The following is a 15,163-nucleotide window of genomic DNA, read 5'->3' as shown; positions in this document are numbered from 1 at the left end:
GATCGGGGAAGCCGGACAGCCCGATCAGCCTCGTCAGCAAGGAGAGTGTCGCCGCGTGGGTGATCAACCCGTCGACTTGTCCCCGGAAGCTCTGGCAACAGCGGTCAACGAAGCCCAGCAGGCCATCGCATCAGCCGACAGTCTGGAGGCGCTGGCGAAGATCAAGACCGAGTATCTGGGCGACCGGTCGCGGCTGGCGCTTGCCCGACAGGCGTTGGGCACCCTTCCCAAGGAACAGCGCGCCGACGCTGGCAAGCGGGTCAATATCGCCCGCGCGGAGGCCCAGCGCAGCTACGAAGAACGTCTCGCGACGTTGCGTGCCGAGCGCGACGCGGCAGTTCTGGTCGCCGAACGGATCGACGTCACCCTGCCGTCGACTCGGCAACCCATTGGCGCCCGGCATCCGATCACGATTTTGGCCAATCACATCGCCGACACCTTCATCGCGATGGGGTGGGAGCTGGCCGAGGGGCCCGAAGTCGAAACCGAACAGTTCAACTTCGACGCGCTGAACTTCCCGCCCGATCACCCCGCCCGCAGCGAGCAGGACACCTTCTACATCGCCCCGGAAAACTCTCGCCAACTGCTGCGCACCCACACCTCGCCGGTGCAGGTCCGCACCCTGCTGCAGCGGGAGTTGCCCGTCTACATCATTTCGATCGGCCGCACCTTCCGCACCGACGAACTCGATGCCACCCACACCCCGGTTTTCCATCAGGTCGAAGGGCTGGCCGTCGATCGCGGCCTGAACATGTCGCATCTGCGGGGCACGCTCGACGCCTTCGCGCGCGCCGAGTTCGGGCCGTTGGCCCGGACTCGGATCCGGCCGCACTTCTTCCCGTTCACCGAACCTTCGGCGGAAGTCGATGTGTGGTTTGCCAACAAGAAGGGGGGCGCCGACTGGGTCGAGTGGGGCGGTTGCGGCATGGTGCATCCAAACGTGTTGCGGGCAGCTGGTATTGACCCGGAGGTTTACTCCGGATTCGCGTTCGGGATGGGACTGGAACGGACTCTGCAGTTCCGCAACGGAATTCCCGACATGCGCGACATGGTCGAGGGCGACATCCGCTTCTCGCTGCCGTTCGGGGTGGGTGCCTGATGCGCGTGCCCTACAGCTGGCTGCGCGAGGTTGTCTCAGCCGGAGCACCGGACTGGGACGTCGCACCAAGCGATCTCGAACAGGCCTTGGTGAACATCGGCCACGAGGTGGAGGAAGTCATCCCCCTCGGCCCGGTCGAAGGTCCGCTAACCGTGGGACGGGTAGCCGACATCGAAGAGCTCACCGGCTTCAAAAAGCCCATCCGCGCTTGCCTGGTGCATATCGGACAGGACAAACCGCAAGAAATCATCTGCGGTGCAACTAATTTCGAGGTTGGCGACCTGGTTGTGGTGGCACTGCCGGGCACCACGCTGCCCGGTGGCTTCACCATCACTTCCCGCAAGACCTATGGCCGCACCTCCGACGGGATGATCTGCTCTGCGGCCGAACTCGGTTTGGGCGCAGACCATTCCGGCATCCTGGTGCTACCGCCCAGAACCGCCGAGCCGGGAGCCGACGGCGCCGCGGTGCTCGGGTTGGACGACGTAGTTTTTCACCTGGCCATCACACCGGACCGCGGCTACTGCATGTCCGTGCGCGGCCTGGCGCGCGAGATCGCTTGCGCCTACGGCCTGGATTTCATCGACCCCGCCGATATCCCGCCGCTGCCGGTCGAGGGGGAGGCGTGGCCGCTGACGGTGCAACCCGAGACCGGAGTGCTTCGGTTCGCATTACGACCCGTCAGCGGAATCGACCCCACCGCCGTGTCGCCGTGGTGGCTGCAACGACGGCTGCTGCTGTGCGGCATTCGCGCCACTTCGCCGGCTGTCGACGTGACCAACTACGTGATGCTCGAACTGGGTCACCCCATGCACGCGCATGACCGCAAGCGAATTAGCGGCGGCTTCGCGGTCCGCTTCGCCCGCCCCGGCGAGACCGTCGTCACCCTTGACGACATCGAACGCAAGCTCGATCCGGCCGATGTCCTGATCGTCGACGACGTCGCAACCACCGCCATCGGCGGTGTGATGGGCGCCGCCAGCACCGAGGTGCGTGGCGACTCCACCGACATCCTCCTCGAGGCAGCGGTGTGGGACTCGGCCGCGGTGTCGCGCACTCAGCGGCGGTTACACCTGCCCAGTGAGGCCGCGCGTCGCTACGAGCGCACGGTGGACCCTGCGGTCTCGGTCGCCGCGCTGGACCGCTGTGCAACCTTGCTCGCCGAGATCGCCGGGGGGACGGTCGATCCGACGTTGACCGACTGGCGGGGCGACCCGCCCCGCGAGGACTGGTCCCAGCCGCCGATCCGGATTGCGCCCGACCTGCCGGACCGCTTCGCGGGCGTGGCCTATGCCCCGGGCACCACCACGCGACGCCTTGGTCAGATCGGCGCGACGGTGCACGAAGAGGGCGAGACGCTCACCGTGACTCCGCCGAGTTGGCGACCCGATCTGCGACAACCCGCTGACCTGGTCGAAGAGGTGCTGCGACTGGAGGGGCTTGAGGTCATCCCGTCGGTGTTGCCGTCGGCGCCCGCGGGTCGTGGGCTCACAGCCACGCAGAAACGCCGTCGGGCCATCGGCAAGTCGCTGGCGCTGTCGGGTTATGTCGAGATCCTGCCCACGCCGTTCTTGCCAGCCGGGGTGTTCGACCAGTGGGGGTTGTCGGCCGACGACCCGCGACGCTTCACCACTGACGTGCTCAACCCGCTCGAAGCCGACCGTCCCCAACTCGCCACCACGCTGCTGCCCGCGATGCTGGAAGCGTTGTCGCGCAACGTATCCCGTGGTTTGGTCGACGCCGCCCTGTTTGCCGTCGCGCAGGTCGTTCAGCCCACCGAGCAGACCCGCGGTATCGGCCTGATCCCGGTCGACCGCAGGCCCACCGACGAAGAGATCGCCACGCTGGACGCCTCCCTGCCGCGCCAGCCCCAACACGTCGCCGCGGTCTTGGCCGGGCTGCGGGAACAGCGCGGGCCCTGGGGGCCCGGCCGCCCGGTCGAAGCCGCCGATGCGTTTGAGGCGGTGCGAATCATCGCGCGCGCCTGCGGGGTCGACGTGACACTCCGGGCGACGCAGTACCTGCCATGGCATCCGGGCCGGTGCGCCGAGGTATTCATCGGCGAAACATCCGTCGGCCACGCCGGGCAGTTGCATCCCGCGGTTATCGAGCGCGCCGGACTGCCCAAGGGCACCTGCGCAATCGAACTCGACCTGGACGCGATTCCTGTGGTCGAGGTGCTCGTCGCGCCCCGGGTATCGCCGTTTCCCGCGGTGTTCCAGGACGTCAGCCTGGTGGTCGCCGACGATGTGCCCGCCCGGGCGGTGGAGGACGCTGTCCGCGAAGGGGCCGGCGACCTGCTGGAGCACATTCAACTGTTCGACGTCTTCGTCGGGCCGCAGATCGGCGAGAACCGCAAGTCGCTGACGTTCGCGCTGCGGTTCCGCGCGCCCGATCGGACCTTGACCGAGGACGACGCCAGCGCGGCCCGTGATGCTGCGGTACGGCGCGCCGCCGAACTCGTCGGCGCCGTCCTGCGCGGCTGACCGCGCGGCCTCAGCGAGACACGGCTGTCTGAGCCCTGGCTGGCTCTGGTCCGGGAAGTAAACGCGCGGATCGGGCGTTACAGGTCGTCGAAGCCATGTCGCAGACGGCTTGACGGTATCCATAATTTCGGTCAATTTAGATTCATCCTGTGGTTGCCTGACGCTGCCATCTTGGGATTTCTGGTGGAAAACGTATCGAATCCTGCCAGTTACCTGTGACTATCCGCCACAGCTTGGATGGGCGGAATGCCGCAAATTAGATTCATGTTCGATAGCGTGACCGGTGGTCACTGCGCGTGTCAGTCACTGAGAGGATGGAAATGTCGTTTGTCATCGCGGCGCCCGAACTAGTCGAGGCGGCAGCTCAACAGCTGGCCGGTATTCAGTCGGCGCTTGCCGAAGTAACGGCGGCCGCGGCGGCTCCGACGACTGGCATCTTGTCGGCGGGTGCCGACGAGGTATCTGCGGCCATCGCGCAAGCGTTCGGCTTGCATGGCCAAGAATTCCAGGCGCTGAGCGCCCAGGCGGCGGCGTTCCACAGCGAGTTCGTCGGCATGCTCAACGCAGGCGCGAGCGCCTACGCCAGCGCCGAGGCGAGTGCACAGTCGCTGCTGAGCCCACCTGCTCAGGCGCTGGTTGACGGCATCGTTGCTCCCTACCAGGCGCTGGTCGCGAACACCACTGCCAACCTGCAGACCCTCGGGGCGCAGATCTCGGCTAACCCGGCGCCAATCCTGCAACAGCTCATGATCAACCAGTCGGCCTACGCCCAGGCCATCCAGACCGGGTTCCAATCGGCCGTCCAGAACCTTCCGGCCGAGGTGGCCAACCTCCCAGCAAGCATCCAAGCCGGTGTCCAGGGGCTATTGTCAGCCAACCCCGGTGCCGTAGTGCAAGGCATTATCAACAACCAGATCGGCTACGCCCAGCTCATCGCGGGCTCGCTGCAAAAGGCCGGCAGTGACCTCGTGACCGGGTTCCAGGCATTGCCGGCGAGCTTCCAGGCCGCGTCCCAGGCGTTCGCCGCGGGCGACGTGACTGGTGGGTTGCTCCAGATCGGCGGCGGCTTCCTCAACCCGTTCTTCTCCGGCTTCAACGTCGTGACCGGTGCTGACGGCGTGCTCACGATCACGCCGGTCGGCGCCTTGGGTGACCTGCTGCCGATCCTGTCGATCCCGGGCCAGATGGCGCAGAACTTCACCAACCTGCTGCCTGCCGGTTCCATCCCCGCCCAAATGGCGCAGAACTTCACCAACGTGGTGAAGACGCTCACCGACGCCAGCGTCACCTCATCGGCGAGCCTGGTCATCGACGGGTCCCCTCCGGCCGGTTTCAGCCTGGACCTCAACACTCATATGGGTCTGCCCCTCGCGCTTGCGATCGGTGCGATCGGCGGCCCGGCCAACGCGCTGCATGCTTTGGGTTCCAGCGCGACCGCATTCGTCAATGCGGCCCAATCCGGAAACGCGATCGGCGCGGCCACAGCACTGCTCGACGCCCCGGCCGCAGCTACCAACGCCTTCCTAAACGGTCAGATCACGGTGCCATTGCAGCTCACGGCATTAGGGTTCCCGACCACTCTCAACCTGCCGTTGTCAGGAATCCTCGTCAATCCGACCGCCTACACCGGGTCGGCCGACCTCGGCGGGGGCTTATTGGCACCAGCGACGGTCACCGGCACGCCCCTGGGCGGCATCGTTTCAGGCCTGCTGAACTTCCTGCCGCAGTCGATCGGGGCGGCGCTCGGTGGCCCCGTTCCGGTGATGATCCCCCCGGTCGCGCAGCCGCTCTAAGAGCGGCTCCGCTGCGGCCCTCGTGGCCGATGCGGTCGTCCCGCGCATTTGGGCCTCATTTGCGCCTATGTCCATCACGGTTGGCCGTACACCCGCTGGCGGCCTTGTACCTCCTACTGACCTATGCGTGAACTCCGCGCCCGGGCAGCTTGAAGCGGCTATCGGGCCGGTAACACGAGATGGGGGGCAGCGCGGAAGCCGGTTTTCGACGTCTTCGCAAATTGAATGTTTGAACCGACCTAGGCGCGGGTAAAGAGGCGGCAATGCCGCCGTCCTGCTGGGGGGGCGATTTTTAGGCATTTGGCAGCGACGGGTCGAAAAGGGGCTGAGATGTCGTTCGTTATCACTCCGGAGTTGGTTGGCGCCGCAGCTGGGCAGTTGGCCAGCATCAACTCGGCACTAAGTGAGGCAGCGGCCGCAGCGTCGGCCCCTACCAGCACCGTCGCCACTGCGGCTGCCGACGAGGTATCGGCGGCAATCTCCCAACTTTTCGGCGCGTACGGACGGGAATTCCAAGCGGCCAACGCGCAGGCGACGGCGTTCCACGCTGAGTTCGTGCGGTTGCTGAACGGCGGTGCCGCCGCCTACGTCAGCACCGAGATCGCCAACGCCGAACGGAACCTGCTCAACGCGATCAACGCTCCCGCGCAGACGCTGTTCGGCCCGGCCGGTGGGCTGCCGCCCGCCGAGCCACTCATCCCCGGCATTTCCTTACCTATACCGCTGCCGTCTGGGCCCCTACCGGGTCTTCCCATCCCACCGATATTCGGCAGTGGCGGCTTGGGCGGCCTGCTCGGCGGCGACGGTGGACTGCTGGGACCGATCCTTTTCGGCGGCACCGGCGGACTACTTGGCCCGCTCATCGGCGGCAACGGCGTCCTGACCTCGCTTCTCGCCAGCAGTCCTTTGGCTCCCTACTTCGCCGGCGCCGGCCAGCAGTTCGGCAACATTGTGTCCTCGATACTCGGCGGCACCTTCCTTTCCAACCCGCTCGGAGTACTGCTGCCCGGCCTCTTCCCGCCGACCGGCGGCACTCCGACAACACCTACCTCTTACGTGCCGGGCAACGCGTGGGCACGGCTCTTCGCGAACACCGGCAACAACCTGGTGGCCCTGAACAACGCGATCGCAGCCGACCCGTTCCCGTTGCTGCGGCAGGTCATCGAAAACCAGCAGGGCTATGCGGCCGCGACCGCCAGCGACTTCGCGCGGACCTTCGCGAACCTGGACACCGAGATCGCCTACCTGCCACTGACCATCGAGAACGGCATCGAGGGCCTCGCTTCCTTCAATGCACTTCACTACGCCCAGGTCTTCGCCAACGGCACTGCCGGCGCCTACCAGACGATCGGTTCGTCACTGACGGCCTTTAACAGCGACTTCCAGGCCAACCTGGTGAACTTCCCGGCCGACTGGTCGAAGGTCGGCCAGGCGATCGCGGCGGGTAACTACCACCTGGCGGTCACCGACGGAACGTCCGCCGTACTCAACCTCTTCCTGAACGGCTTCGACACCAGCAACTTGTCGGACATCAAGCTGTTGGGGCCCGTCGGGGACCTGTTCCCGATCCTGAGCCTTCCAGGCCAGCAGGCAATCGGTTTGAGCACCCTCATGACGCCGCACTCCGTTCCGCAGCAGATGACCGCGAACCTCGGGAAGTTCTACACCGCGCTGGCGAATACCGCCGTCTCGACGACGATCTCGACGGAGATCACCATCCTGCCGCCCAATGTGGAACTGGTCATGGCGGCGAACTTCGGACTGCCGCTATCGCTACTCTTCGGCATCGGTGGTGCGCCGGTCGCTGCGATCGATGGCCTGGCCACCGCTGGGACGGTCATCGGCGACGGCATTGTGACCGGAAACCCGGTGCAGATCGTCGGCGGTTTCTTCGACGCGCCTGCCTTCGTCCTGGATGGCTTGCTCAACGGTGAGACCATCGTCGATGTACCGCTGCCGGTGTCCATCGCCTTGCCGCAACCGCTCGGCACCCTCAACATTCCGGTGGTGGCGCACTTGCCGTTCAACGGGCTGCTTGTGCCGCCGCACGCCCTGACGGCGACCGTTCCGATCCAGATTCTCGGCAACGACATCCCGATCAACCTGACGCTCGGGGGCACGAAGTTCGGCGGTCTCTTCCAACTGCTCGTCAACACCGGATTCCGGACCCTCGCGGACTCGATCGCCAACTAGTCAAGTCGCGCAACTGCCGGCTGCCCGACCGGCGAGATGTTTCGGCACCGCCTCGCTCGGTAGGGCTGGCAAACATTCCGATGTCGTGCGGCGAGTCGGGAGCGCCTCGTGATGGACGCGGGCGCCCACCCTGGCTCGTCCGTCGAAGCTCGCCCGTTGGGCGTGCGTTGGGTGCGACTGGACACGCCGGAAGCCGTAGCCAAAGTGTTATGGAGCCCCGATGTTTGACTCGTTGGCAGGTCGGGTACTCGACTGCCAACGGAGCCGCGTGGGGGTGGGCTTCTCCAGGGCATGAGCCAGTCGGGCAGGGTTCTTTTCGCGTTTGCTAAATATGCTGTACTGAACGTGAACGTCTCTAATATTTCGTTGTGTGGATGAACGGCGACGGCTAATCCGTATCTGCGCCGACAGCGTTTTCTGCGCTGCTCAATGTTGGGTTATATGCAGCATTTCAAGTCGGCATGCAGCGAATATCATGCATCGCCGAGACCAGTCAAATCGCCAGGGCCCAGGCGGTCCAGCCGGGTGAATCTGGCTGTTATACACCAATCTAGCTGGATATCGGTGCAGCGACGCGCCGATGTCGTCGGCATCACGACGCTGTTGTACACATGCACAGCAAATTCAGAAGCGCTCTTGGGTGGCGCTGTTAGATCGAAGTCAAATAACTCTGGAAACCGCCCGATGGGTATAGCGAACCGCCCCGTAGAAGGCGTGCCACAGTTCGACACAAGATAAATACTAAAAATTTTCTCAATTTGCTGCATGGGCGTGCGCGAGGCCTTACAGTCGAATCAGTGGGGGCGTGCGGGCGCCGTCAAATCAAAGACCGGTGTTTGTCTATTCGTGGGGGATGGACATGTCTTTTGTCATTGCGGTGCCGGAGCTCTTTCAGTCGGCGGCACAAGATCTAGCAGGCATCCAAGCGGCGCTGAGCGAAGCCGCCGCGGCAGCGGCAGCCCCAACAACGGGGCTGCTCGCGGCGGCGGAGGACGAGGTGTCGATCGCCGTAGCAAAGCTGTTCGGCAGCTTCGGTGAGGAGTACCAGGCCGCCAGCGCGAAGGCCGCAGCGTTCCATGAGTCGTTCGTCGCGACGTTGAGCCGCAACGCGGCTTCCTACGCCGCCGCCGAGTTGTTCAACGGCGCCGCACTCGTGACTCCGGCCGCTGCGGCCGCGGTAGGCGGTGAGGTCGGGCTGTCCGCCACCATCAGCGCCGAAATCGCCGCGGCTCTCCGCGCTTTCGCGAACGCCATCGGTGCGGGCATATCCGGCCTCGCATTGCAGGGTGGCGGCGCCCTTGCGTCCGGCCTGGGCGCCGGAGTGGCGCAGACCGGCGAGGCTATCGTCGCGGCTGGCACCTCGCTGCAGAGCCTCGGCGCCGGCATGTCGACCCTGGGGGCGAACCTCAGCGCCCAGGCAACCGCCGCATTGGCCGATGCAGCGAACTTGGGCGCGTCGGTGAGCGCGCAGCTTGCCCTGAACTTGTCGGGCAACCTCGACCTTGGTCTGCCTGAGTTGGTCGCGGCCCTCAACGGCGGCTTCAATGGCCTGCTTCAAGCTGGACAAACCGTGACGGCCAACGTCATCACGAACCTCGGTGGGTCGTTGGGCACAGCGCTGCAAACCGGCGGGACCCTACTGGCCAACTTCGGCGGCAGCCTGCCCACTTTGGCGGCCCAGTTGAACGCAGCCATCTCCGCCAGCTTCGGCAACGGTCTGCCTGGATTGGTCGCCGCATTCAACGGTGGCTTGAACGGCCTGGTGCAGACGGGCGCGACGTTGGCGTCAAACCTGGCGGCCAATTTCGGCGGGGGGATCGAGGCGATCATCCAGACCGGCGAGACCATCGCCGCCACCCTCGCCGCCGGCTTCACGGCTCCGGAACTGGCCGCACAACTTACTGCGGCGCTGCAAGCCAGCCTGGGCGCATCGTTCCCACAGCTCGTTGCCGCACTCTCCGGTGGGTTCAACGGGGTGGCCGAACTGGGTCAGGAGTTTGCGGCCAACCTCGCATCCGCTTTCAGTGGCGGCTTCGGCGGCCTCATCGAACTCGGCCAAGACTTCGCGGCCAACCTGGTGGCCAGCTTCAGTGCTCCAGAACTGGCAGCGCAGATCAGTGCGGCCCTGCAGGCCAGCCTGGGCGCGTCGCTCCCGGAGTTGGTCGCGGCGCTCAATGGTGGCGTGAACGGCTTGGTGCAGACGGGCGCGACGCTGGCGTCGAACTTTGGCGGGTCCCTCAACGCGCTGATCCAGACCGGCCAGACGGTCGTCGCCAACCTGGCGGGCAGTTTCAGCATCCCGGCAGTGGCAGCACAGATCAGTGCGGCCCTGCAGGCCAGCCTCGGTGCGTCGTTCCCGCAATTGGTGGCGGCGTTCAACGGCGGTCTCGAGGGCTTGCTGCAAACCGGGGCATCGCTGGCCAGCAACCTGGCGACGAACTTCGGTGGTTCCCTCAACGCGTTGATCCAGACCGGAGAGACGTTGGCCGCGAACCTGGCGGCCAGTTTCAGTGCGCCGGTGCTGGCGACGCAGATCAGCGCGGCGTTGCAGGCCAGCCTGGGTGCGTCGTTCCCGCAATTGGTGGCCGCGTTGAACGGTGGTCTCAATGGCTTGTTGCAAGGCGGGGCGACGCTGGCCAGCAACTTGGCGGCCAACCTCGGTGGCGGGCTCAACGGATTGATTCAGCTGGGCCAGACGTTCGCGGGCACCCTGGCGGGGAGCTTCACCCTGCCCGAGCTGGCGGCGTCGATCAGTGCGGCGTTGCAGGCCAGCCTGGGTGCGTCGTTCCCGGAGCTGGTGGCGGCGTTCAGCGGTGGGCTCAACGGATTTGCGCAGGTGGCGCAGGAGTTGGCGGCCAACCTGGCCGCGAACTTTGGCGGCGGGCTGGAAGGCCTGATCGAGGCCGGCCAAACCTTCGCGGCCAACCTCGTCGCAGTATTCAATGCGCCGTCGCTGTCCGCGGCGATCACCGCGGCGTTGCAGGCCAGCCTCGGCGGATCCTTCCCAGAGTTGGTGGCGGCGTTCAGCGGCGGGCTCAATGGCTTGATCGAGACCGGTCAGGAGCTGGTCGCCAGCCTGGCGTCGAACTTCGGTGGCAGCCTCGAAGGCTTCATCGAGCTAGGTCAGACGTTGGCGGCCAACCTGTCGGGCAGCCTCAGCCTGCCGCAGTTGGCCGCGTCGCTCAGTGCGGCGCTGCAGGCCAGCCTGGGTGCCTCGTTCCCGGAGTTGGTGGCGGCCTTCAGTGGTTCGCTCAGCGGTTTTGCGGAAGTGGCGCAGGAGTTGGCGGCCAGCCTGGCGGCCAACTTCGGTGGTGGGCTGGAGGGTCTGATCGAGGCCGGCCAGACGTTGTTGGCGAACCTGGGTGCGAGCTTCACCTTGCCGGAGTTGGCGGCGTCGCTCAGCGCGGCGCTGCAGGCCAGCCTGGGCGCGTCGTTCCCCGAGCTGGTGGTGGCCGTCAACGGTGGGTTCAGTGGTTTTGCCGAGTTGGCTCAGCAGTTGGCGGCCAACCTGGCGGCCAACTTCGGTGGCGGGCTCGAGGGTCTGATCGAGGCCGGCCAGACGTTCCTGGCAACCCTGGGCGCCAGCTTCAGCCTGCCGGAGTTGGCGGCGTCGCTCAGCGCGGCGCTGGAGGCCAGCTTCGGGGCGTCGTTCCCGGAGTTGGTGGCGGCGTTCACCGGTGGCCTCAACGGCTTGTTTGAGAGCGGGCAGGAGCTGTTCGCCAACCTGGCGTCGAACTTCGGCGGCAGCCTCGAAGGCTTCATTGAGCTGGGGCAGACGCTCGTGGCCAACCTCGCGGGCAGCCTCAGCCTGCCGGAGCTGGCCGCCTCGCTCAGTCTGGCGCTGCAGGCCAGCCTGGGTGCGTCGTTCCCCGAGTTGGTGGCGGCCTTCAGCGGTTCGCTCAACGGCCTGGCCGAACTGGGCCAGCAGCTGGCGGCCAACCTGGCGGCCAACTTCGGTGGCGGGCTTGAGGGCCTGATCGAAGCGGGTCAGACGCTCGCGGCGAACCTGGCCGCCGCCTTCAACGCTCCGGCCCTGGCCGCGCAGATCAGTGCGGCGCTGTCGGCCACCCTGGGCGCCTCGTTCCCGCAGCTGGTGGCTGCCCTGAACGGCGGATTCAGCGGATTTGCGCAGCTAGCTCAGCAGGTGGGGGCCAATCTGGCGGCCAACCTCAGCGGCGGCCTGAGCGGGTTCATCGAGGCCGGCGAAAACTTCGTGGCCAGCCTTGCCGCCGCCCTCAACGCTCCGACGCTGGTCGCGGCCATCAACGCGGCCTTGCAGGCCAGTTTCGGCGCGTCGTTCCCAGAGTTGGTGGCGGCATTCACCGGCGGCCTGAACGGATTGGCCCAGGTCGGTGCCGAGTTGGCGGCCGATCTCTCGTCCGCCTTCGGCGGCAGCCTGGAAGGGCTGATCGAGGTTGGTCAGACGTTCTTCGCGAACCTGGCGGCCAGCCTCAGCCTGCCGGAGCTGGCGGCGTCGCTCAGCGCGGCGTTGCAGGCCAGCCTGAGTGCGTCGTTCCCCGAGTTGGTGGCGGCCTTCACCGGTGGGCTCAACGGTTTTGCACAGGTGGCTCAGCAGCTGGCGGCCAACCTGGCGGCGAACTTCGGTGGCGGGCTGGAAGGCTTCATCCAGGCCGGCCAGACGCTGTTGGCGAACCTGGGTGCGAGCTTCAGCCTGCCGGAGCTGGCGGCGTCGCTCAGCGCGGCACTGGAGGCCAGCTTCGGGGCGTCGTTCCCCGAGTTGGTGGCGGCGTTCACCGGCAGCCTCAACGGCTTGATCGAGACCGGTCAGGAGCTGTTCGCCAACCTGGCGGCGAACCTCGGTGGCAGCTTCGAAGGTTTCATCGAGCTGGGGCAGACGTTCGCGGCCAACCTGGCGGGCAGCCTCAGCTTGCCGTCGTTGGCGGCTTCGATCACCGCGGCGTTGCAGGCCAGCCTGGGCGCGTCGTTCCCGGAGTTGGTGGCGGCGTTCAGTGGTTCGCTCAGCGGGTTTGCGCAGGCGGCTCAGCAATTGGCGGCCAACCTGGCGGCCAACTTCGGTGGTGGGCTCGAGGGTTTGATCGAGGCCGGACAGACGTTGTTGGCGAACCTGGGTGCCAGCTTCAGCTTGCCGGAGTTGGCGGCGTCGATCACGGCTGCGCTTCAGGCCAGCTTCGGCGCGTCGTTCCCGGAGTTGGTGGCGGCGTTCAACGGCGGCCTCAACGGCCTGATTGAGAGTGGGCAGGAGTTGTTCGCCAACCTGGCGGCGAACCTCGGCGGCAGCTTCGAGGGCTTCATCGAGCTGGGGCAGAACTTGGTGGCCAACTTGGCGGGCAGCCTCAGCCTGCCGGAGCTGGCGGCGTCGCTCAGTTTGGCGTTGCAGGCCAGCCTGGGCGCGTCGTTCCCCGAGTTGGTGGCGGCCTTCAGCGGATCGCTCAGCGGGTTCGCGGAGGTGGCTCAGCAGTTGGCGGCCAACCTGGCGGCAAATTTCGGTGGCGGGCTGGAGGGCCTGATCGAGGCCGGCCAGAACTTTGTGGCCAACCTGGCCGCCGCCTTCAACGCCCCGACCCTGGCCGCGCAGATCAGTGCGGCTCTGTCCGCCGCCTTCGGTGCCTCGTTCCCGCAGCTGGTGGCCGCCCTGAGCGGTGGATTCAACGGCTTTGCGCAGTTGGCTCAACAGCTGGCCGGCAGTCTGGCGGCGAACTTCGGCGGCAGCCTGGAGGGCTTCCTCGAGGCCGGTCAGACGTTCCTGGCCAACCTGGCGGGCAGCTTCAGCCTGCCGGAGTTGGCGGCGTCGATCAGCGCGGCGTTGCAGGCCAGCTTCGGGGCGAGTTTCCCGGAGTTGGTGGCGGCGATCAGCGGTGGGCTCAACGGTCTGGGTGAGTTGGGTGCGCAGTTGGCGGCCAACCTGGCGGCGACGTTCGGTGGCGGGTTGGAGGGCTTCCTCGAGGCCGGTCAGACGTTCCTGGCCAACCTGGCGGGCAGCTTCAGCCTGCCGGAGTTGGCGGCCTCGATCAGCGCGGCGTTGCAGGCCAGCTTCGGGGCGAGTTTCCCGGAGTTGGTGGCGGCGATCAGCGGTGGGCTCAACGGTCTGGGTGAGTTGGGTGCGCAGTTGGCGGCCAACCTGGCGGCGACGTTCGGTGGCGGGTTGGAGGGCTTCATCGAGGCCGGTCAGACGTTCCTGGCCAACCTGGCGGGCAGCTTCAGCCTGCCGCAGTTGGCGGCCTCGATCAGCGCGGCCCTGCAGGCCAGCTTCGGCGCCAGCCTGCCGGCGCTGGTGGCGGCCTTCAATGCCAGCCTCAGCGGTCTCGCCGCGAATGCTCAACAGCTTGCGGCCAACCTGGCCGCGACCTTCGGTGGTGGCCTGGAGGGCTTCATCGAGGCCGGCCAGACGCTCGTGGCCAACCTGGCCGGCAGCTTCAGCCTGCCCGAGTTGGCGGCCTCGATCAGCGCGGCGCTGCAGGCCAGCCTCGGCGCATCCTTCCCCGCCGTGGTCGCAGCGTTCAACGGTGGCATCAATGGCCTGATCCAGACCGGACAGACCTTTGCGGCCAACCTCGCCGGCACTTTTGGCGGCGGGCTGAACGGGCTGATCCAGACCGGGGAGAACTTCATCGCCAACCTGGCGGGCAGCTTCAACGCTCCGGCGTTGGCGGCGCAGATCAGCGCGGCGTTGCAGGCCAGTCTCGGCGCATCCTTCCCCGCCCTGGTTGCTGCCTTCAACGGCGGGCTCAACGGCCTCATTCAGACCGGCGAAAACCTGGCCGGCAGTCTCGCAGGCAGCTTGGGCGGCAGCCTCAATGGACTGATCCAGACCGGAGAGAGCCTGGTCGCCAACCTGGCGGGCAGCTTCAACGCTCCGGCGTTGGCGGCGCAGATCAGCGCGGCGCTCCAGGCGAGCCTCGGCGGATCATTCCCCGCCTTGGTCGCTGCTTTCAACGGCGGACTGAACGGCCTGATACAGACCGGCCAATCGCTGGCCCTGAGCCTGGCCTCCAACTTCGGCGGCGGCCTCGAGGGGCTGATCCAGACCGGCCAGACATTGGCCGGAAACCTGGGTGCCCAACTGGCGGCGCTGCTGGACACCAGCCTGAGCGGCAGCCTGTCGGCGCAACTCAGTGCGGCATTGTCGGCGGGTCTTGGGGGCACCTTGAACGGGGTGCTGGATGCCGCGCAGTCCCTGGCAGCCAACTTGGCAACGGGGTTGGGTACCGGATTCGAGGGGCTGATCGACGGCGGGGCAATCCTGTTGAACAGCCTTGGCGCCGGATTCGGCAGCCTGCTCGGCACCGGGCAGTCGTTGGCAACGATTTGGGCCGACGCCGTGGCGGAGGTCGTCGGGTCGCTGACCAGCGCCCTGGGCGCGAGCCTCGGCGTCGGCTTCCCCGGGCTTGCGCAGACCGGCGCGGCCATAGTGAACGGGATCGCAAACGCATCCCTGGCGCTGTCGCAGACCGGTGGTGCCCTCCTGGTTGGCCTCGGCGAGTCGGCGGTGGACTTCGTGGCCAACATCAGCCTGGCCCTGCTCAACCTGCAGCTCGCCATTCAAGCCGCACTGAACATCAGCGGCTCGGTCGGTTGATCCCCGGACCGATCCGGGCATTTCCAGACGTTGC

The 15,163-nt window shown here is 66.6% G+C and carries 5 protein-coding genes; all 5 read left to right on the top strand.

Annotation, left to right across the window (positions count from 1 at the left end):
* The first annotated feature begins 55 nt into the window (after positions 1 to 55).
* Positions 56 to 1,099: a phenylalanine--tRNA ligase subunit alpha gene (gene pheS, locus BST27_RS09045; protein ID WP_069417151.1), complete on the top strand. Its 1,044-nt coding sequence runs from the start codon at positions 56 to 58 to the stop codon at positions 1,097 to 1,099.
* Entirely contained in the window at positions 1,099 to 3,585 is a 2,487-nt protein-coding gene (pheT, locus tag BST27_RS09040) for a phenylalanine--tRNA ligase subunit beta (RefSeq protein ID WP_069417152.1), read from the top strand. The genes pheS and pheT overlap by 1 nt, the downstream gene beginning before the upstream one ends.
* A gap of 320 nt (positions 3,586 to 3,905) precedes the next feature.
* Positions 3,906 to 5,378 (top strand): PE family protein, encoded by a 1,473-nt coding sequence (locus BST27_RS34455; protein ID WP_069417238.1) that lies wholly within the window; start codon positions 3,906 to 3,908, stop codon positions 5,376 to 5,378.
* Between the two features lie 330 nt (positions 5,379 to 5,708).
* The gene (locus BST27_RS09030) at positions 5,709 to 7,571 is read left to right on the top strand and encodes a PE family protein (protein ID WP_069417153.1); all 1,863 of its coding nucleotides are present in this window, start codon (positions 5,709 to 5,711) and stop codon (positions 7,569 to 7,571) included.
* A gap of 859 nt (positions 7,572 to 8,430) precedes the next feature.
* Entirely contained in the window at positions 8,431 to 15,129 is a 6,699-nt protein-coding gene (locus BST27_RS33100) for a PE family protein (RefSeq protein WP_197518053.1), read from the top strand.
* Positions 15,130 to 15,163 lie beyond the last annotated feature (34 nt).

Source organism: Mycobacterium intermedium (assembly GCF_002086275.1).
In the GTDB taxonomy this organism is placed as follows: Bacteria; Actinomycetota; Actinomycetes; order Mycobacteriales; family Mycobacteriaceae; genus Mycobacterium; species Mycobacterium intermedium.
This window is presented reverse-complemented; position numbering and strand designations above follow the sequence as displayed.

What these genes read in the sequence shown, in the direction of transcription:
- pheT (WP_069417152.1), top strand. Translation starts at nt 1,099, where the DNA reads ATGCGCGTGCCCTACAGCTGGCTGCGCGAGGTTGTCTCAGCCGGAGCA.
- BST27_RS34455 (WP_069417238.1), top strand. Translation starts at nt 3,906, where the DNA reads ATGTCGTTTGTCATCGCGGCGCCCGAACTAGTCGAGGCGGCAGCTCAA.
- BST27_RS09030 (WP_069417153.1), top strand. Translation starts at nt 5,709, where the DNA reads ATGTCGTTCGTTATCACTCCGGAGTTGGTTGGCGCCGCAGCTGGGCAG.
- BST27_RS33100 (WP_197518053.1), top strand. Translation starts at nt 8,431, where the DNA reads ATGTCTTTTGTCATTGCGGTGCCGGAGCTCTTTCAGTCGGCGGCACAA.